This window comes from Devosia sp. P3_B2, assembly GCF_056402875.1.
The window spans coordinates 131,525-151,153 of the sequence record NZ_JBFUGO010000002.1 but is presented as its reverse complement, the minus strand read 5'-3'; the positions used below and the strand labels follow the sequence as shown (position 1 = coordinate 151,153).

Sequence of the window (19,629 nt, the reverse complement as noted above, 5' to 3'; positions counted from 1 at the left end):
CCTGCTCGCCCATGCGCTGCTGATCGGCGCATCGATCCTGATGCTCTATCCGCTGCTCTGGCTGCTCTCGGCCTCGTTCCGGCCGGAAAACGAGATCTTCAACGCCACCACCCTGTGGCCGAGCGAGTGGAGCCTCGACTCCTATTTCCGCGGCTGGCACGGGCTGCGCGTCAGTTTCGGGACCTTCTTTGCCAACTCGCTGGTGATCGCGATCCTCTGCGTCTGCGGCAACCTGATCGCCTGCTCGATGGCGGCGTTTGCCTTCGCCCGGCTGCAGTTCAAGGGCCGGACCTTCTGGTTCGCCATGATGCTGATGACGCTGATGCTGCCCAGCCAGGTGACGCTGATCCCGCAATATGTGCTGTTCCGCTCGATCGGCTGGGTCGACACCGTGCTTCCGCTCGTGGCGCCGAAGTTCCTCGCCGTCGACGGCTTCTTCATCTTCCTGATGGTGCAGTTTTTCCGCGGCATCCCTAGGGAATTGGACGAGGCGGCGATGATGGACGGCTGCTCGGCCTGGCGCATCTACTGGAAGATCATGCTGCCGCTGTCGATGCCGGTGCTGGCGACGGCCGCCATCTTCACCTTCATCTGGACGTGGGACGATTTCTTCGGGCCGCTGATCTACCTCAACGAAATGAAGCAATACACCGTGATGCTGGGGCTGCGGACGTTCACCGACTCGACCGGCGAAAGCGACTTCGGCGGACTGTTCGCGATGAGCGTGCTGAGCCTCGTGCCGATCTTCCTGTTCTTCCTGTTCTTCCAGCGGCTGCTGATCGAGGGCATCGCGACGACGGGGATGAAGCGGTGAGCCTTGCCTCCTCAACCACCGGGGTCATTCCCGCGAAAGCGGGAACCCAGTGCGATGCCACAGCAATCGCCGCCGCCGAGCCATCCCACTGGGTCCCCGCTTTCGCGGGGATGACGCCGGTGGGAAATCTGTAACGACGACAGACGGACCACCATGACCATCAAATTCGCGGCCATTGGCCTCAACCATTCCCATATCTACGGCCAGGTGAACCTGCTGTTGCGCGAGGGTGCGGAGCTGGTGGCCTTCCACTCGCCCGAGGATGATCTCGCGGCGCAGTTCAGCGAGAAGTTCCCGCAGGCAAAGCGTGTTGCCGACCAGAGGGCGATCCTCGAGGACCCGTCGATCGCAATGGTGCTGACCGCAGCGATCCTGAGTGAGCGCGCGGCAATTTCGATAGCGGCGATGCGGCACGGCAAGGACGTGATGAGCGACAAGCCGGGGATGACGAGCCTCGCGCAGCTCGCTGAGATCAAGAAGGTGCAGGCCGAGACCGGGCAGATCTATTCCGTTTGCTATTCCGAGCATTTCGAGACCCGCTCGACGGTGAAGGCCGGCGAACTGGTGCAGGCGGGCGCCATCGGCCAGGTGATCAACACCGTGGGGCTTGGGCCGCATGCCATCCGCAACAACCAGCGGCCGGACTGGTTCTTCGATCGGAAGCGCTATGGCGGCATCCTCTGCGATATCGGCAGCCACCAGTGCGAGCAGTTCCTGTTCTTCTCGGGCACCGATACCGAGGCCGAAGTGGTTTCGGCTTCGGTGAACAACCGCGGCAATCCGAACAAGCCCGGGCTGCAGGACGTGGGCGACATGCACCTCAAAACCCCGACCACCACCGGCTATGTGCGCGTTGACTGGTTCACCCCGGCGGGCCTGCCGACCTGGGGCGACGGGCGGCTGACCATTTTGGGCACCGAGGGATATATCGAGTGCCGCAAGTATATCGACATCGCCGGGCGGCCGGGGACCGACCACCTGTTCCTCGTCGACAAGCACGGCACGCAGCATATCGACTGCTCGGCGCAGGACCTGCCCTATGGGCGGCAGCTGATCGCTGATGTGTTGAACCGCACTGAAACGGCGATGCCGCAGGTGCGCGCCTTCAAGGCGATGGAACTGGCTTTGACGGCGCAGGCGATGGCCGAGCGCGGAACGGTGTGGGCGCAATGAGCAGGATTTACACGGTCGCCGTCGTCGGCGGCGGCATCGGCAAGAGCCACATCGTCGAGGGCTACGAGAACAACAAGGACCGCTTCAAGGTCATCGCGATCTGCGATCTCGATGCGGGTCGCCGCGACGGGCTGGCCGACGAGTTCGGCATCGAGCGCCGGGTGGAGAAGTTCGACGACCTCCTGGCGATGGACGACCTCGACATCATCGACGTCTGCACCCCGCCGATGGTGCATTACCCAATGGTCGTGGCGGCGCTGAAGGCCGGCAAGCACGTGATTTGCGAGAAGCCCCTAGTCGGCTCGCTTGCCGAGGTCGACGAGATCATCGCGCTCGAAAAACAGAGCCGCGGCAAGCTGATGCCGGTGTTCCAGTATCGCTACGGCAACGGCATCGAGCAGGTGAAGCGCATCATCGACGCCGGCATCGCGGGCAAGCCCTATGTGGGCACAGTCGAGACGCTGTGGCGGCGCGGGCCCGACTATTATGCGGTGCCGTGGCGCGGCAAGTGGAAGACCGAACTCGGCGGCGTGCTGATGACGCATGCGATCCACCCGCACGACATTTTCACCTACCTGATGGGCGAGCCGAAATCGCTGTTCGGCCGGGTGGCGACGCGGGTGAATACTATCGAGGTCGAGGACTGCATTTCGGCGTCGCTGGAGATGGAGAGTGGGGCGCTGGCGAGCTTCACCGCGACGCTCGGCTCGGCCGACGAGATCAGCCGCATCCGGCTGGCGTTCGAGAACGTGACCTTCGAGAGCGACCACGAGGCTTACAACCCGGGCAAGCTGCCGTGGAAGATCCTGCCGCGGAACGATGAGACCAAGGCGAAGATCGATGCGCTGCTGGCCGATTGGCAGGACGTGCCCTCGCGCTTTGCCACGCAGATGCGCCGCTTCTGGGATGCGCTGGAGGGGCTGGCGCCGATGCCGGTGACATCGAGCGATTCCCGCCGGGCGCTCGAGATCGTCACCGCATTCTACCATTCGTCCGAGACGCACGAGGAGGTAAGCTTCCCCGTGACCGCGACCCATCCGAAATACCGCAGCTGGCTGCCCAAGGAGTTCGTGTGATGTCGACGAGTGTGGTGCTGCAGCAGGTCGAGAAGCGTTATGGCGACGTGGAGGTGATCCACGGCATCGACCTCAACATCGAGCCGGGTGAGTTCACCGTGTTCGTCGGGCCTTCGGGCTGCGGCAAGTCCACCCTGCTGCGGATGATCGCCGGGCTGGAGCCGATCTCGGGCGGGAGCCTGTTGATCGACGGCGATAGGATGAATGAGGTGCCGGCGGCCAAGCGCGGCATTGCCATGGTGTTCCAGAGCTACGCGCTCTACCCGCATATGTCGGTGTACCAGAACCTAGCGTTCGGGCTGGAGACAGCGCGGGTGCCTAAGGCCGAGATCGCCAAGCGGGTGCAGCGGGCGGCAGAGATCTTGCGGATCGAGCCGCTGCTGAAACGGAAGCCGAAGCAGCTCTCCGGCGGGCAGCGGCAGCGCGTCGCCATCGGGCGGGCGATCGTGCGCGAGCCGCGGATCTTCCTGTTCGACGAGCCGCTGTCGAACCTTGATGCCGAGTTGCGCGTACAGATGCGGGTGGAGATCGCAAAACTCCACAACGACCTCGGCAACACCATGATCTACGTGACCCATGACCAGGTCGAGGCGATGACCATGGCCGACAAGATCGTGGTGCTGCAGGCCGGGGTCATCGAGCAGGTCGGCGCGCCGCTCGAACTCTATAACCATCCGAAGAACCGCTTTGTCGCCGGTTTCATCGGCTCGCCGAAGATGAACTTCCTCGAGGCCAAGGTGGAAAGCGCCGACGGCGCCGGGGCCAAGCTCCGTGCGGGCGGCAGCGAAATCGTGGTGAACCGCAAGGTCGATGCCGGCGATGCGGTGACCTTCGGGGTGCGGCCCGAGCATATCGGGATTACCGAGGGCTCGGGCGTGCAACTGGCCAATGTGAAGGTCGACCTGGTGGAGCAGCTGGGTGGGCAGACCATGGTCTACGCGACGACCGCCGATGGGCAGGCGATGATCATCGCCGTGGACGGGCAGCGGCCGGTGGAGCTGGGCTCGACGCTGACGGCCTACGTGGACCCCGCGCGGTACCACGTGTTCGGCAAGGACGGGCGAGCAATCTAGACCAACAGGGTCTGGGCGATGGCGCTCCGCTTGGCGATGGCGCCGGCCGAGTCCGCCGGCCGCTCGAAATCGCGCACGAAGATCGCGACTGCGTCGTGCAGCGACGCCGTGGCGCTGAATGCAGCGTTGGCCGAGAGCGTCGCGATGTAGGCCAACATGATCGCGATGTTGCGCTCGGGATCGATCAGCTCGGCCGGATCGTGGCCATGGCCGACGCCCTTGAGATTGAGCTGGAACAGGCCATAGCTCTGCTCGCTGCCAGCCGACTTGATGTCGGGCTTGAGCCCGGATTCGCCGATGGCGTTGGCGATCGCCGCGATCTGCTGGATGACGCCATAGCCGGCCTCGGCGAAGCGCAGTGCGATGAGCTTGGCCATATCGCGGCGGGCGGCCGGGACTTCGGGAGAGTCGAAATTGATCCGGCCGCTGACTGCGCCATCGGGCAGCATGGCGGTGGCCGTGTCGTCGATCAGCTGGTCGCCGGCGGTCAGGACGAAGGGCTTCGTCGCCTCGAGCGCAGCCGTCAGCGCCGTCGATATCGCCTTCAGCGCCGCTTCGACGCTGCCGGTGCCGAGCAGCGCCGCGTCACGTGTGGCGAGGTTGGCGACGTCGATGCCGTCGCCGTTCGCGGACACGAGATCGATGGCCGAGACGATGTCGGCGAGCTTGGCCTTCCGATCCTGCAGCGCTGCGACAGCCGCCTTGCTGCCTACCAGCTGAGAGAAATAGAGCTCGGCAGCGGTCGGCTGGCTACCGAGCAGGGCCGCAAACCGCTGCTGCGCGAGGCGCGCGGTTATGGCGAATACGGCGACCTGCAGGCTCCATGAACCGATTGCCTGAGGCGTGGCGTCCAGCATGAATTGCGGCTGCTTGCTGCTGAGCGCCCACTCGCCGGGCGAGAAGGCGTAGGGTCCTGTTCCGCCGCCAGCGGAGGCACCATCGGTGATGTTGGTGCGCAGCGCCGCGACGGCGGCAATGTAGTGGGCGCTGACGCCGAAAAGCAGCGCCTGCCAATGGCACTCGAGCGCGAAGAGCTGCTTGTCGAGCGGGCCCAGCGTGTCGGCCGCCTGATCGACAGCCGCGGCGCTGACCCAACCCTTGGGCGTTCCCGGCAGGTCGATCAGCGTGACCTCGAGCCAGGCACCGTGCGTGTTGCCGACGGTGACGCGGGTGCCACCGGGAACCTGCATGACCTCCGCACCATTGGGTGCGTCACGCAAGGTGCGCGTGTCCTTTAGTACCGCCATGACGACCTCCTGGGATGTTGAATGCCGGCGCGCCGCCGGCGGCTGGATCACTTGACGAGCGCGCCGGCTTCCCGGGCGTTGGCGACCTGACGGTCGGCGCAGGATTGACCGTTCGCCTCCCGTACCGCCTTGCGCAGCGCGTCCATCTGCACTGGCCCGATTCCGCGTGTGGTGATTTCCGGGTCGGGCTCGCCATAGCCGTCGAAGAACTCGGCCATCGCCTCGTGCGTCCCCGACCCGGGGTTTCCGTCGACCTCAGCGCAGATCGCGAGTTGCACGGCCTCCCACTGCCCGCGCCGCACCAGCTTCTCGTAGGCGTTGAGGCCAGGCGCTTCGGCAGGTGGCGTGACAACACCGGGTAGCCGGATATCGGCGTTTGCGAGCACGTCGGCAGGGCCGGCAGAGCGGACGCTCACCTCGATATTGGTGCCGGTCCGGCCGGCTTTCGGCTCCGCGACGCTGTCGCTGATGTGTTCGATGAGCTGGCCTTCGATGGTCACCGGCAGGCACATGTTGAGGTAGCCGCGGACCGCGCTGTAGGCCGAGGCAGGGCTATTGATGGTGCCCCGCTTGTCGTCGGCGGCCTGCTTGTAGGCGGCCATGGTCTTCTGCACGAACTTCTGCGTGTTGGCCGGCGGCAGCTCGTAGAGGAACGTGCCCGCGACCACATCGGTCATGCTGCCGGCGAGGCCGAAGGCCTGGGCGATCACGCCCATGGTGACGCTCGCCGTTCCGGTGATCTGGAGGATCGCGCTGGTGGTCTGGTCGAAGGCGTTGAGCCCCGACTTGATCGCCGCCGTCCGGCGGTTGAAGGCGAACAGCGAGTCGAAATAGACCGCGCATTCGTCGTCGACATAGTTGAAGCCGGCGAGCGCCACTTGGTACCAGTCGGAGCCGCCATAGCCGAGGACATCCGCGTCGGCGCGCAGCGCCTCGATCAGTATCTTGTGCTCGGACACGCTGGTCGCGACGGCCCTGCCGTCAAGCTTGGGCGAAACCACGCGCGGCGTCAGCGAAGAACACGCTGCTACGAGGATCACCAGCGCGGCCGCAAACGCACGCGCAACGATGCCTGCGCCGGCGATGTGCCGGCGCGCTGAATTCAACGCCGCCATGATGAAACGCCCTGCCCCCGAGGCACCAACAACAAGATCGGCGCCGCCGAGAAAGAGGTATCACGCCGCCTGCGGACGTAACGTTGGGGAGACTACGTGGGGGATTCGACGGATTGGATCTGTCAGTTGTTGGCAGACGGCTCTCGGCCTCCCTACTGCCCCGCCAGCAGTTCCGCATTGCCGCCGCTGGCTGTCGTGTCGATGCAGACGTGCCGCTCGGTGATCAGCCGTTCGGCGTCGCTTGGCCGGGTGATGAGGGGGATGATTACGCCCTCGCGCCGGGATAGCGCTTGCCGCCAGGGGCGAAGGTCGGCGTCGGTGCCGAAATGCATGATCGCGTCGACGCTCAGGCCAGCTTCGATGGCGGCGGGCGACAGTTTCTTGTCGAGGCCGCCGATGGGCTCGCCATTGGCGCCGAGCGCTTCGGCGATGCGGCTGGCGCCGGGGGCGACGACGAGCACGCCGTTGCCCTGTTCCAGCGCCAATGTGGCCTGCTGCAGGGCGCTCTCGGTGCCGGGACCGAGGCAGAGCACGACCCCACGCGGCCAGGTGTAGAGCGTGTTGGATTCGCCGGTGGGGCCTGGCAGCGTCTGCTGGGCCGGCTCGATGCCGACGCGTTCGATGCCGATCTTCACCTGGTCGACGGCGGCGATGGCAAAGCCGATGGAAAGACCGGAGAGCGGGTTGACGCTGGTGGAGGGCTCGAACCGCTCGTCCGGGCGCCAGAAGCGCTTCAGATAGTTGGGACCGCCAGCTTTCGGGCCGGTGCCACTGAGGCCTTCACCGCCGAACGGCTGCGAGCCGACCACGGCGCCGATCTGGTTGCGGTTGACGTAGATATTGCCGGCGCGGACGCGGTCGGAGATCTGCTCGACGCGGCCATCGATGCGGGTGTGGAGGCCGAAGGTGAGGCCGTAGCCCGAGCCGTTGATGGCGGCGATGACGGCGTCGAGGTCTTCGGCCTTGAAGGTCGCGACGTGGAGGACCGGGCCGAAGATCTCTTCCTTCATCTCGGCGATACCCGAGACCTTGAGCACGGTAGGGGCGACGAACGTCCCCTGCTCCGGCGCAGCGAGCTGGTGCAGCACGGCGTCGCGGGCGGCGAAATCGGCGATGTAGGCATCCATCTTCGCCTTGGCCTTGGCATCGATCACCGGGCCGACATCGACGGAGAGGTCCCACGGGTCGCCGAGCTTCAGCTCGTCCATGGCGCCGTAGAGCATTTCGAGGGTCCGCTCGGCGGCGTCTTCCTGCACGTAGAGGATCCGGAGCGCCGAGCAGCGCTGGCCGGCAGACTGGAAGGCAGACGAGAGGATGTCGCGCACCGCCTGCTCGGGCAGCGCGGTGGAGTCGACGATCATCGCGTTGAGGCCGCCGGTTTCGGCGACAAGGGCGGCACCGGCCACCAGGTTGTCGGCCATCTTCACGTCGATGGCCTTGGCCGTGGCGAGCGATCCGGTGAAGCAGACGCCATCGATGCGCGGATCGGAGGTGAGCACGGTGCCCACTACCGGGCCCGAGCCCGGCACCAGTTGCACCACCTCTTCGGGGATGCCTGCCTGGTACATCAGGCGGACGGCGAGAGCGGCGATCAGCGGCGTGGTTTCGGCGGGTTTGGCCAAGACGGTGTTGCCGGCGACCAGCGCAGCAGCAACCTCGCCGGTGAAGATGGACAGCGGGAAGTTCCACGGCGAGATGCAGGTGAAGACGCCGAGTGGCTGGCGCGGCTCGCTGGCTTCGGCCTCGGCGGCGTAGAAGCGGAGGAAATCGACGGCCTCGCGAACTTCGCCGACCGCGTCGCTGAGAGTCTTGCCGGCCTCGCGGGCGCAGAGCGCGAAGAACTCAGCGGCGTTGTCCTCGTAGAGATCGGCGACCTGGCGCAGCAGCAGCGCGCGCTCGGCGACCGGGCGGGCGGCCCAGCCTGGGGCGGCGTCCTTGGCGGTGGCGATGGCCAGTTCCAGCGTCTCGGGCCCTGCCCCGATGGCGTCGCCCACCGGCTCGCCGGTGGCGGGGCTGACGATGTTGAACTGCTCGCCCTGGCTTCCGGCGACCAGTGAGGCCGGCACGGCATGCCAGCGCTTTTCGCTCGGGCGGAAGCGGTCGCGGTCGGCCAGCAGGTACTGGACGACCAGCGGATCGGTGAGATCGTGACCGCGCGAGTTGGCGCGTGTTGGAGCGAACAGGCTGTTCGGCGCGCGCACTTTGGCCTTGGCGGTTTCGACCGCCTCGAAGGGATCGTGCACCACCTCGGCGGCCGGCACGTCGCGATCGGCGATCATGTTGACGAACGAACCGTTGGCGCCGTTTTCGAGCAGGCGGCGGACGAGATAGGCGAGGAGGTCGGAGTGGCGGCCGACCGGCGCATAGATGCGGGTGCGGGTCTGGTGCTCGTCATGGAGAATCTGGTGCAGCCGCTCGCCCATGCCGTGGAGGCGCTGGAACTCGAAGGCGTCGTTGGCGACGCCGAGGGTCTGCGCCAGCTCAAGTACGGCGGCGACGGTGTGGGCGTTGTGGGTGGCGAATTGCGGGTAGATGCGCGTGGTCTTCGACAACAGCCGCTTGGCGTTGGCGATGTAGCTGACATCGGTCGCGGCTTTGCGGGTGAACACCGGGAAGCCTGATAGACCCAGCACCTGGGCGCGCTTGATCTCGCTGTCCCAATAGGCGCCCTTCACCAGCCGCACCATGACGCGGCGATCGAGCTGCTCGGCCAGCGCCTCGATCCAGTCGATGACATGGCTGGCCCGCTGGCCATAGGCCTGCACCACGATACCAAAGCCGTCCCAGCCGCTGAGGCGTTCGTCCGAGAGAACGGCGGCGATGACATCGAGGCTGAGGTCGAGCCGGTCGGCCTCCTCGGCATCGATGTTGAAGGCCATGTTGGCGCCGCGGGCCATCATGGCGAGGGCAAGCGTGCGCTCGACCAGTTCATCCATCACCCGCTCGCGCTTCATGAATTCGTAGCGCGGGTGGAGGGCGGAGAGCTTTACCGAAACGCCCGGGTTATCCCGGACCGAGCCGGCCGTGGAGCGGGTGGCGAGCACGGCGATCGCCTCGGCATAGGCGGCGCGGTAGCGCTTGGCGTCGGCCTCGGTGCGGGCCGCTTCGCCCAGCATGTCGTAGGAATAGGTGAAGCCATCTTTCTCGGCGCGGCGCGCGATGCGGGTCGCCTCCTCGATGTCGCGGCCGAGCACGAACTGGCTGCCGAGGATCTTCATCGCCTGCATAACCGCGGAGCGGATCACCGGCTCGCCGATGCGCTGCACGAAATTCTTGATGGTGCCGGCGATCCCCGCTCCGCCCTCGCGCAGCACCGAGCCGGTAAGGGTGAGCGCCAGGGTGGAGACGTTGACCAGCGCCGAATTGGCGCGATCGAGATGCTCGGCCCAGCGCGACGGCGCGATCTTGTCCTCGATCAGGTCGTCGATGGTGCGGTTGTCGGGGACGCGCAGCAGCGCCTCGGCGAGGCACATCAGCGCGATGCCTTCGTCGGTGGAGAGCGAATACTCGGCGAGGAAGGATTCCAGCATGCCCGAGGACTGGGCGGCGCGTACCTTCTCGACCAGGTTCAGCGCACGCGCGCCGATGGCGGCACGGCCCTCGGCGGAGAGCGCCGCATCGGCCTTGAGCCGCGCGATGGTCTCGCCCTCGTCGGCGAGGATGGCTGCCCGAATGCGGCCGCGGAGTTCGTTGAGATCGCCCATTTATGCCCCCGTGCCTGACTGTGGCACGCGTCGCTGATTTGTGTGGGGAAAATGTGATGGGTCGCACAGGATTTTAGCTGGACTAAAAGTCGCAGCGGTCATTCCGTCGCCAGGCCGGCGACGCTTCGGGTGGAGCGTCCGTTCCGAAGTTCCCGGCGTCGTGACTTGCATCCGAAACGACCGATCTATAGTATATCTTTCTGGAGATAGACGAACGACTTGACCGCCGGACACGCAGGCAAGACGTCGATGGCGACAATTGCCGCGGCCATCTCTATCCGCGCGATTATTACAACATCTATGTTCGGCCGCCCGAGGCGACCAATACTGACAGATGTCGCGCAGGAAGGAGCTTACGTCATGAGGCTTCTTGCAAGGTTTACATCATTTAGATTTCTGATGGTTGTTTGCCTGGCTTTATTCTTGCCGGTGAGCGCAGCCAATGCCGCCTTGACCGATGAGCAACGGGATGCGTTGCGCACTTATTTCGAGGCCAACGACAAGGTAGCGTCGTTCGGCTCAAAGCCGCTGGAATTGCTGAACAAGCCCGAGCTGAACGATTTCTTCGAGCAATACGGCAACGCGTTGCTGCTGGTGCGCATCGGCAATGACCTGCAGAGCGCCAATGATGGCGAAGCGCTCAAGAAAGTCCTCGAAAAGATCGGTGAGGAAGCCCTCAAGAAGATGGGGAGCTTCGATCCCGCGGTCGCTGCATTCATGAAGGGCTTCAGCGCCTTCAGCTGGGTCAAGACCGGCATGGAGCTGGTAAACAAGTTCGTCTACGAGCCCGCTGTCACTCAGGCGGTGGTGGATGGGTATGCCCGGCGTCGCGACAACGGGGCGCCCCCCGAGGAGGCAATCGTCAACATTTCCTTCGGTGCGATGCGGGTCATGGCGACCGAGGAGTTCTTCAAGCAGTACACCAAGGATGCCCTCATCGTTCCGGGAACCAGGGACAAGCTGACTCCCGAGTGGGAAGCCAAGCTGGACCAGTTCCTCAACGCCTGGGTCGAAGACATGTACCAGCAGCAGCTGGCCGAGAAGGCCAAGGCTGCGCTCGCTGCAAAGGCCAAAGCTGCCGAGGGGGAGGTCGCGAGCCTCGATAAGCAACTGCTCGAGATGCTCGGCGGTGAGGTCGATGAATCGATCGCGATCCTCCTCGATGCCTCGGGCAGCATGGAGGAACAGGGCCGCATGGATAAGGCCAAGGCCTCCGCGCGCCAGGTGATCGGCCAGATGAGCGGCAAGGTCGAGGTTGCGCTGATCGTCTTTTTCGAATGCGGGGACATCCGCGTCGTGCAGGACTTCACCACCACCTCGGCGCCGCTGCTGGCCGCCCTCGAGCCGATCACGCCCAGCGGCGGCACCCCACTTGCCGCGGGTATCAGCTTTGCCAAGGAGCACTTGCGCGCCAACGGCAAGGGCAAGAGCCAGCGCCTCGTCGTCTTGACCGATGGGGCGGAGAGCTGCAGTGGCGACCTGATCGGGGCCGCCAAGGAATAGTCGAACCTCGCGCACAGGGGGACCTGATGAGCGCCAAGCGTATCGCCGCCACCCTCGCCTTCTTCTTGGCCCTGCTCTACCCGGCCGCCCAGGCGCAGCAGGCCCCGGGCCTGGTTCCTCCGCCAACTAGCGGCCAGCCCGCGGTTGGCCAAGGTCCGGGTCCTGCGCCCGGCAAGATCGACATCGACCTGCAGATCATCGGCTTCGGCGTCGACGAAGCGACCAAGGCGCAGCTGGAGGAAGCGGCCAAGGCTGGCGGCGGCCAGTACTACGCCGCCGAGAACCAGCAGCAGCTCACCGACGCGCTGGGCAAGGCGACGGGCCTCGGTTCGGGCAGCCCGGCAGACGCGTCGGCACGCCCGGCCGTGATGCTGGTGCTCGACGAGTCCAACAGCATGTGGGGCCAGATCGAGGGCCGGGCCAAGATCGAGATCGCCCGCGAATCCGTCCGCTCGCTGCTGCAGTCCTGGAACACCGCCGCAGACCTTGGTCTGGTCGCCTACGGCCACAACCGCACGTCCGACTGCACCGATATCGAGACACTGCGGTCGGTCGCCCCGCTCGACGCCGGCGCGTTCAGCACGCTCGTCGACAACCTGACGCCGCGCGGCAAGACCCCACTCACCGAGGCTGTTCGCCGCGCCGCCGACGACCTCGCGACCACCGACCGACCGGCCAGCGTCATCCTCTTCTCAGACGGCATCGAGACCTGTGGCGGCGACCCATGTGCCCTTGCCGGCGAACTCGCCAAGATGGGCGTCAACTTCTCCGTCCACGTGATCGGCTTCTCGGTCGCCGCCAACGAAAAGCAGCTGGCCTGCCTCGCCGAACAAACCGGCGGGCTATACCTCACCGCCGACAACGCCCCGCAGCTGCAGCAGGCGCTGCAGACCGTCGCCAACCGCGCCGCGACGCCGGCGGCGACCGACCTCATTACGCTCGAGGCGCTCGACCAGGCCGGCAACGCCATCACCACGGGCGTCATCTGGACCGTTACCTCGCTGGCGAGCGAAGACACCGTTCCGCTCACGGCAGGCGTGTCGCGGCCAGCCCTGCCGCTGGCGCCCGGCCAATATCTTGCAGAGGCCACGGTGGGAACGGCCACCGGCCGCACCCCGTTCGAAGCCGTCGCCAAGCAGGCGCAAACCGTGCAGGTGCGGCTGGGCATCGGATCGCCGGTTCAGGCGCTGGCCTGCGGCGAGCCCAACAATAGTTTCGCGGCCGCTCCCCCGTTCGACATCGCGCGCGGCATTGAGGACAGCATCAGCCCACAGGGCGATGTCGATTTCTGTGCCCTCGACGTTCCGGGCGCGGGGCTGCTGACGATTGCTGCGAACTCCATGCCCTCGCCTGTCGACCTCGTGGCGCGGGTCGACGACATCGACCGGCGGCAGGTGCGGGACTGGACATCCACGTTGCTTCCCGGTACCGCGCCGGCAGAAGCCGATTTGCCCGAGGCAGGGCGCTACATCATCGAGATGTCGGACAGCTACTCCGATGCGACCTCGCCCGACCCCTACTCGCTGGCGCTGTCCTTCACCCCGGCCATCGACGCGACCGAGCCCAATAACAGCCTGACCCGGCCGGCGATCCTGTCCCTCGGGACCCCCACGGATGTCGCCGTATTCCCGCGCACCGAGCACAATTTCCTCGCCGTGGAAGTGGAGGAGCACGGTGAATTGACGGTGACCGCCAGCGGCATCCCCGCGGCGATCGATCCTGCGCTGCGCCTCTACGGGCCAGACAACGCCATGCTCCGCGACTGGCAGTCGACGCCAGCCGGCGTCGACAATACCTTCGTCGTCGATCTGCCCGGGCCCGGCCGCTATGTCATCGAGCTCGCAGATTCCTATGACGACGCGCGCTCGCCCGCTCCGCTGAAGCTCAACGCGGCGTTCATTGCATCACCGGATGCCAATGAGCCCAACAACACGAGCGTGGCTGCAACGAGCCTCGCCTTCGGCGTGCCAACCCAGCTCACCATCCTGCCGCGCGGCGACCGCGACAACTTCGTGCTCGACGCCGCGCACCGCGGCCGCCTGTCGATCGCGGCCACTGGCGTCGCGGGGATCGAGGTGGCGATGCGGCTGGTCGACAGCAACCTCAACGTCGTCCGCGATTGGGCGACGGCACCGGCCGCGGGCGCCCCCTTCACCTTCGATGCCGACCTGCCCACAGCTGGCAAGTACTGGCTGCTGGTGGCCGACGCCTATGACGACGGGCGTTCCATTCTGCCGGTGACGCTGACCGCGACGCTGACCGCCGCCGAGGACGCGCTCGAGCCGAACGACCGCCCACGGGACGCCAAACCGCTCGCGCTCGGCTCGCCCTTGCAGGCCAGCATCCTGCCGCGCGGCGATCACGATCTCTACCTGCTCGATGCCACCGCGGGGCCGCTCACCGTCCGTGCCTCTCAGGTCCCCGTCAACATCGACGTCGCGATGCGCCTGCTCGACGCCAACCTCGACGTAGTCGCCAACTGGACGTCCTCGCCTGCCCCCGGCGCCGATGGCGAGCTGAAGCTCGAGGTGCCGGCCGGCGGCCGCTACTGGCTCGAAGTGGCCGACAGCTACGACGACGCAAGCGCGCCGGACTCGTTCACCTTGACGGCGACGCAACCCTAGTCGGGCCGGCGCGCTCGGGAACCTGAACCGAGCCTGAACGCGCCTCTCATGCGAAGCTCACTGACCATCTGCTAGGTTCAACACTGGGGGCATGGTTGCCAACTTGGAAGCGAAGGACCCCCAAAATGAAACAGATCTTGGCGATTGCAGCACTGGCCCTCACCGGTACATTTGCTCCGCTTGCTCATGCACAAGACGACATCGCGTTGGGTGAGCCGGGGTATGGCGGGACTGGCTGCCCGGGTGGCAGCGTCTCGGCGACCCTAAGTCCTGACGCGAAATCACTGAGCCTGCTGTTCGACGCCTATTCGGTCGAGGCGGGAGGCGACACCGGCAGGACGTTCGACCGCAAGAGCTGCAACGTTGCCATCCCGGTACTCGTCCCCCAGGGCCTTTCCATCTCCGTCCTGGCCATCGATTACCGCGGCTACAACAATGTCCCCGTCGGCGCCAACTCGCAGTTCAACGTCGAGTACTTCTTCGCGGGCGCTCGCGGCCCGACCTTCACCCGGAGGTTCAACGGCCCCAAGGACGAGGACTATCTGATCCACAATGAGCTGACGGCACAGGCCATCGTCTGGTCGGCCTGCGGTGCAGACGTGAACCTGCGCACCAACTCGAGCATCAGGGTCACCACCACCGGCAACAAGCAGGCCCTCGCAACCGTTGATTCCGAGGACGTGAGCGCCGCCATCGTCTACCTGCTTCAGTGGAAGCAGTGCTAGCGCACCTCACCCGGGCAAAGGGGACGGCACGCGCCGTCCCGCTTGCTCGGGGACGGACGCCGGGAGTCGGCGAATAGCAGGAGGCTTGGGGGTAGGAACGGGGAGTTTCACCGTGCGAGCCTTACTGTTGGCCTTATCCATTCTCGCGATCAGCCTGCCTGCCTACGCCCAGACCGGTTTGCGCCTGGGTAAGGCAAGCTACGGCGGAACAGGCTGTCCCGCCGGCACAGCAGCGGTGGCGCTGAGCGCCGACAAGAAGAGCCTCAGCCTGAGGTTCGATCGCTACCAAGTCGCGGCAGGCGGAAGCCGCAGCTTCGACCGCAAGAGTTGCAACCTGGCCATTCCCCTCAGTGTTCCCCAGGGCATCTCGGTGTCGGTCGTGGCGGTGGACTATCGCGGCGTCAACCGCCTGCCGGCCGGCGCCAAGGCGCAGTTCAGGGCCGAGTACTTCTTCGCCGGAGGGCGCGGGCCGGTCCTGACGCGGGCCTTCGATGGACCGCTACAGGGTCGGTTCGCGTTATCCGACACCATCGGCGCCAAGGTGTGGTCGGCGTGCGGAGCGGACGTCATCCTGCGCACCAATACCAGCCTGCGCGTCAGCACCAGCGGGGGGCGCGCGGCATCCTCGAGCATCAGGTCGCAGGACATCAAGACCGCCATCGTCTACCGCCTGCAGTGGCGGAACTGCTAGAAAGGCCAGCGCATGAACATCAAGTTCGTTTTCGGCTTCCTCACGCTCGCACTCGCCAGCCCCCTTGCCACCGCTGTCATGGCGCAGGACGGATGCCCGCAGGGCACCTATTCGGTGGTCAACTCGCCCGACGGCACGGCCCTGAGCATTCTCTTCGATGCGTTCCTGGTTTCCGCTGGGGACGAGCAAAAGCAATGCAGCCTGTCGGTTCCCCTGCATCTGCCGGAGGGCTACAGCCTCGGCGTCTACCGGGTCGACTATCGCGGCTATGCGCACCTGGCGCGCAAGGAAACATCGGAGCTGACCGTCGATTACCAACTGGGTCCGCGCAACAAGGGCCGCCACTTCCGCCGCACCACCAAGGGCGAGCACGACGGCGAGTTCCTGTTCACCGAAAACATCGGCGCCGGCCTGATGAAACGGGTGGGATGTGGAGACGAGGCCGTCCTGAACGTCTCGGTGAAGCTGGCGCTGACGGGTGCTGGGGAGGCGATGGCGACGCTGGACTCGGCAGACGGCGCCGCCAAGGGTGGGCTGATCTACTACTTCGACACCAAGAAATGTAAACCGTGACCGCTCTGGGCCATGAGTTGCCCTCTCGTGGGCGACTGCTTTGAGCCATAGGCCATCGTCGCCCTTGCCTAGCTCCCGTGGTGGCGGCTACGGATCGGAGGAACGGTGACAGGCGCGCATTTTGACGGATTCAAGCCCGCTAGTGTTGTTTCGCACGCCCTATTTCCGGGGGCCGGTGCCGCTCGAGGGCGTGCCGGCGGGGCTACGCGGACATTTCACCACCGATGCAGCCCGGATTGCGGAAGCCGACGCGGTGGTGTTTCACATCCCCGACTGGAGGCCTAGCCAGTTACACGACACGCCGAAATATCCCGGACAAATGTGGGTGCTGTGGTCGATGGAAAGCGCCATCAACTACCCGCGCATGGCCGACCCTGCGTTCCTCAGCCATTTCGACCTGACGGTCACCTACGAGCGTACGGCTGACGTCTGGTCGTCGTACCTGCCGGGCCTCGCGCGATGGAACGCGGCCCTTGGCTTGACGCAGCCCGAGAAGGCCGAGGCTGCCCCGCTCGTCATGTTCCAGACGGCGATCATCGACGGGTGCGGCCGCAACGCCTTTTCGCGCGCCCTGATGCGGCAGATTCCCGTCGACTCCTACGGACGGGTCTATCGCAACCGCGAGCTCGGCGAGGACAAGGGCCGGCAGAGCAAGCTCGACACCATCGCGCGCTACCGCTTCTGCCTGTCGCTAGAGAACTCGATCGGCATCGATTACGTCACCGAGAAGCTGTTCGATCCGCTGATGGTGGGTACCGTGCCGGTCTACCGGGGGGCCCCGAACGCGGCCGAGTTCGCGCCTGAGCACTCGTATATCGACGCCGAGGCCTATGGCGGAACTAAGGGCCTCGCGGAGTACCTGCGACATCTGATGAACAGCCCGGACGAGTACGAGGCCTACTTCGCCTGGCGTAGCAAGCCGCTGCCGGTGTGGATGCGCGAGAAGCTGGAGGCGACGGCGACGCCCTATTGGGTCCGGCTTCTCGAACTGGTCCGCGAGGCACGGGCCAATCACAGGCGGGGCCGGCCGAGCCTTCCCTTCGGGCTCAGGGCTGCGTTGTCTGCGCGCAGCACGCGGCTGGCTCGGCGGTTGACCGGCAAGCCAACGACGAAGGTGCAGTTCCAGTGACGGCAGATCCGGCCAGCCGCGACGCGGCGCACACCCTGCTTTGCGCCTGCATCAGGTTCGATGCCGATGCGGCGCGCGCCGATGAGCTCAAGGTGCGTATCGACGTGATCGGGTGGGACCGCTTGCTTGCTTACGCCGACGAGCAGCGCCTGGGGTCGGTGCTGGTGCGCGCGGTGGCGCGGCAGGGGCTCGCCCCGGCGGTGCCGCCGCTGACGTTGCCGGATGGACGGATGACGGTCACCAAGGCCCTGGCGCAGCGCGAGGCTGACCATGTCGCCCGTCGGCTGGTGCTCAGGGAGCGCCTCGCGGAGATCACAACGGCCCTCAGTCGCGCAGGGATCGTGCCAATCGCGCTAAAGGGAGGCCGCTCGATCGTCACCGGACACCCGGACTGGCGGCACTTGCGCGACATGGACCTGCTCGTTGCGCCGCACCAGGCAGTCGAGGCACAGGCAATCGTACTGTCGCTGGGGTATCGGCCGGACGGCAAGCCCCGCCCTCGGCTCGTCCATCACCACCTGCATGAGCTCTATCGTGACGACCTGCCCGGCTGGATCGAAATCCACCGTCGCGGCGGCCCGTCGCGGGTAGAGCAGTTCCTGCCCACCGCAGAGCTGATCGCCGCCGCGATCGCCTCCCCGACTGGTGTCGCGGTATTGCCGCCCCACCTCAGCGTGCTGCACGGCATGGTGCACCACCATGTCGGGCACCGCGCGGTGAAGCGGGCGCTGATCGAGCCCAAGGGCCTCTACGAGTTCGCCGCCGAGGTGATGGAGTTGGGTGCGGACGAACGTGACGCACTGGTCGCGCGAGCGGCGCGCCATCCGCGGCTGCTGGCGATCCTCGAGCTCTGGGTTGCGGCGGCGGTCGACTTGTTCGGCATGCCCGTTGTGGCGCCGCTGCGGCTGGCCGAGGACGCCATGCAGTGGTGGGACAACATGCGCACAGCCGAGGGTGAGACGGGCATCGGTCCGGAACTGCGTGCGGCCAGACACCCGGAGCGCATGCGGCGAGCCCAGGGCGGCGAAAGTACCCTGCGACGGATGTACTGGTGGCTCGCGATGCCGCTGACCTTCGTCAAGCGGCCGATGATCCTGCCTCGACCGATGCGCCGCCAAGCGCCAACGCCTTGACGCGGTACTCGAGCACATCGGGTGCAGCGGCGGCGGCGCGGGCGAATGCCGCGGCGGCGCCGGTCCGATCCCCCATGCGCAGGAGCGCAAGCCCCATGAGGTCGTGGGCGTAGCAGCCAAAGATCCGCCGGTCATGCGCCAGAAGGTCGTCACAGAGGCTCTCCGCATCCTGGGCGACGAGCGCTTCCAGATCGGCCAGTGCGGCATCGGGCGCGCCGGCGTCGATCTGGGCGTGCGCGCGAAGGAAGCGAAGACTCCAGTTGGCGGGGTAGAGTTGAAGCCCGGTCTCGATCAACTCGCGCACATCCTCGCCGCGTTGCGCGCGGAGGCGGGCGTGGGTGTGAATCAGCATGCTGCGGAGGATGCGGCTCGATCGATCGGCAGGCACGGCGCGCGCCACGCCTTCCCCCGAGACGGCGATCGCCTCGTCTGTCTCACCGAGCCCGGCGAGGGTGTGTGCGAGGTCGTTCCAGTAGTAAACGCGGTCCGGATCGCGGAGGACGGCTGCCCGCAGCAGTGGCAGGTTGCGCAGGTACTTCCGGGTCATATCGCCGTCATAACCCAGGTGGACGAGCTTTGCCGGCACGTCGATCACGCGGGCGCCGATGTCTCGCTGCAAGACGTCGAGATCAGGGCGGATCGTCTCGTGCATGGCGCCCTTGAAGCGCAGCCGCGGATCATTCCGGAACAGCCGATACTCGCGGAACAGCGTCCGGTTGCTGGCCACTCGGAAGACGAGGCGAGCGCAAAAGACATCGGGCGAGGAAAGGCCCTCGCGCAGGTCCTCGCGCGTTGTTCCTACCAGCCGCTCATCGGCATCGATGTAGAGCAGCCACTCACACGAGGCAGCCGCCAGGCCAACATTACGAGCCGCTGCAAAATCATCGTGCCATGCATACTCGATCACACGGGCGTCGTGCCGTCGCGCGATATCAATGGAGGCATCGGTGGAGCCCGTATCGACGACGACGACCTCGTCCACGAGGCCTTGCAACGACGACAAGCAGCCGTCAAGAAACGGCTGCTCGTTCTTGACGATCATGCAGGCG

At 66.1% G+C, this 19,629-nt stretch carries 15 protein-coding genes; 11 read left to right on the top strand and 4 right to left on the bottom strand.

Annotated elements, in window-relative coordinates; translation table 11 throughout:
* Nucleotides 1-40 precede the first annotated feature (40 nt).
* The 4 genes from AC1DV8_RS03425 (at nt 41) to AC1DV8_RS03410 (ending at nt 4,136) form a co-directional block, all read left to right on the top strand.
* Nucleotides 41-814 carry a carbohydrate ABC transporter permease gene (locus AC1DV8_RS03425; RefSeq protein WP_477156752.1) on the top strand — a complete coding sequence of 258 codons (774 nt, stop codon included), beginning with the start codon at nt 41-43 and terminating at the stop codon, nt 812-814.
* Nucleotides 815-967: 153 nt separating this feature from the next.
* Nucleotides 968-1,987 (top strand): Gfo/Idh/MocA family protein, encoded by a 1,020-nt coding sequence (locus AC1DV8_RS03420; protein ID WP_477156490.1) that lies wholly within the window; start codon nt 968-970, stop codon nt 1,985-1,987.
* Nucleotides 1,984-3,063, top strand: coding sequence for a Gfo/Idh/MocA family protein (locus AC1DV8_RS03415; protein WP_477156489.1), 1,080 nt, complete (start codon nt 1,984-1,986; stop codon nt 3,061-3,063). Before AC1DV8_RS03420 ends, AC1DV8_RS03415 begins: the two co-directional genes overlap by 4 nt.
* Nucleotides 3,063-4,136, top strand: a complete 1,074-nt coding sequence (locus tag AC1DV8_RS03410) for an ABC transporter ATP-binding protein (protein WP_477156488.1) — start codon at nt 3,063-3,065, stop codon at nt 4,134-4,136. Before AC1DV8_RS03415 ends, AC1DV8_RS03410 begins: the two co-directional genes overlap by 1 nt.
* Here AC1DV8_RS03410 and AC1DV8_RS03405 read toward each other — a convergent pair.
* The 3 genes from AC1DV8_RS03405 to putA form a co-directional block, all read right to left on the bottom strand.
* Nucleotides 4,133-5,383, bottom strand: a complete 1,251-nt coding sequence (locus tag AC1DV8_RS03405; RefSeq protein ID WP_477156487.1) for a phage tail tip lysozyme — start codon at nt 5,381-5,383, stop codon at nt 4,133-4,135. The genes AC1DV8_RS03410 and AC1DV8_RS03405 overlap by 4 nt on opposite strands.
* A gap of 47 nt (nt 5,384-5,430) precedes the next feature.
* Nucleotides 5,431-6,498: a hypothetical protein gene (locus tag AC1DV8_RS03400; RefSeq protein ID WP_477156486.1), complete on the bottom strand. Its 1,068-nt coding sequence runs from the start codon at nt 6,496-6,498 to the stop codon at nt 5,431-5,433.
* A 152-nt stretch (nt 6,499-6,650) separates the two neighbouring features.
* Entirely contained in the window at nt 6,651-10,202 is a 3,552-nt protein-coding gene (putA, locus tag AC1DV8_RS03395; RefSeq protein ID WP_477156485.1) for a bifunctional proline dehydrogenase/L-glutamate gamma-semialdehyde dehydrogenase PutA, read from the bottom strand.
* 219 nt (nt 10,203-10,421) lie between these two features.
* Here putA and AC1DV8_RS03390 point away from each other — a divergent pair, with 219 nt between their 5' ends.
* The 7 genes from AC1DV8_RS03390 (at nt 10,422) to AC1DV8_RS03360 (ending at nt 18,580) form a co-directional block, all read left to right on the top strand.
* Entirely contained in the window at nt 10,422-11,705 is a 1,284-nt protein-coding gene (locus AC1DV8_RS03390) for a VWA domain-containing protein (RefSeq protein ID WP_477156484.1), read from the top strand.
* 26 nt (nt 11,706-11,731) lie between these two features.
* The gene (locus tag AC1DV8_RS03385; protein ID WP_477156483.1) at nt 11,732-14,329 is read left to right on the top strand and encodes a vWA domain-containing protein; all 2,598 of its coding nucleotides are present in this window, start codon (nt 11,732-11,734) and stop codon (nt 14,327-14,329) included.
* A 125-nt stretch (nt 14,330-14,454) separates the two neighbouring features.
* Nucleotides 14,455-15,054, top strand: a complete 600-nt coding sequence (locus tag AC1DV8_RS03380) for a DUF4360 domain-containing protein (RefSeq protein WP_477156482.1) — start codon at nt 14,455-14,457, stop codon at nt 15,052-15,054.
* A 127-nt stretch (nt 15,055-15,181) separates the two neighbouring features.
* Nucleotides 15,182-15,745, top strand: coding sequence for a DUF4360 domain-containing protein (locus AC1DV8_RS03375; RefSeq protein WP_477156481.1), 564 nt, complete (start codon nt 15,182-15,184; stop codon nt 15,743-15,745).
* 12 nt (nt 15,746-15,757) lie between these two features.
* Nucleotides 15,758-16,318 (top strand): DUF4360 domain-containing protein, encoded by a 561-nt coding sequence (locus tag AC1DV8_RS03370; RefSeq protein ID WP_477156480.1) that lies wholly within the window; start codon nt 15,758-15,760, stop codon nt 16,316-16,318.
* 121 nt (nt 16,319-16,439) lie between these two features.
* A complete protein-coding gene (locus tag AC1DV8_RS03365) occupies nt 16,440-17,447 on the top strand; it encodes a glycosyltransferase family 10 fucosyltransferase (RefSeq protein ID WP_477156479.1) in 1,008 nt (335 codons plus the stop codon).
* Nucleotides 17,444-18,580: a nucleotidyltransferase family protein gene (locus AC1DV8_RS03360; protein WP_477156478.1), complete on the top strand. Its 1,137-nt coding sequence runs from the start codon at nt 17,444-17,446 to the stop codon at nt 18,578-18,580. The genes AC1DV8_RS03365 and AC1DV8_RS03360 overlap by 4 nt, the downstream gene beginning before the upstream one ends.
* Here AC1DV8_RS03360 and AC1DV8_RS03355 read toward each other — a convergent pair.
* Entirely contained in the window at nt 18,525-19,622 is a 1,098-nt protein-coding gene (locus tag AC1DV8_RS03355; protein ID WP_477156477.1) for a glycosyltransferase, read from the bottom strand. The two genes, AC1DV8_RS03360 and AC1DV8_RS03355, sit on opposite strands and share 56 nt — an antisense overlap.
* Between the last annotated feature and the right edge of the window lie 7 nt (nt 19,623-19,629).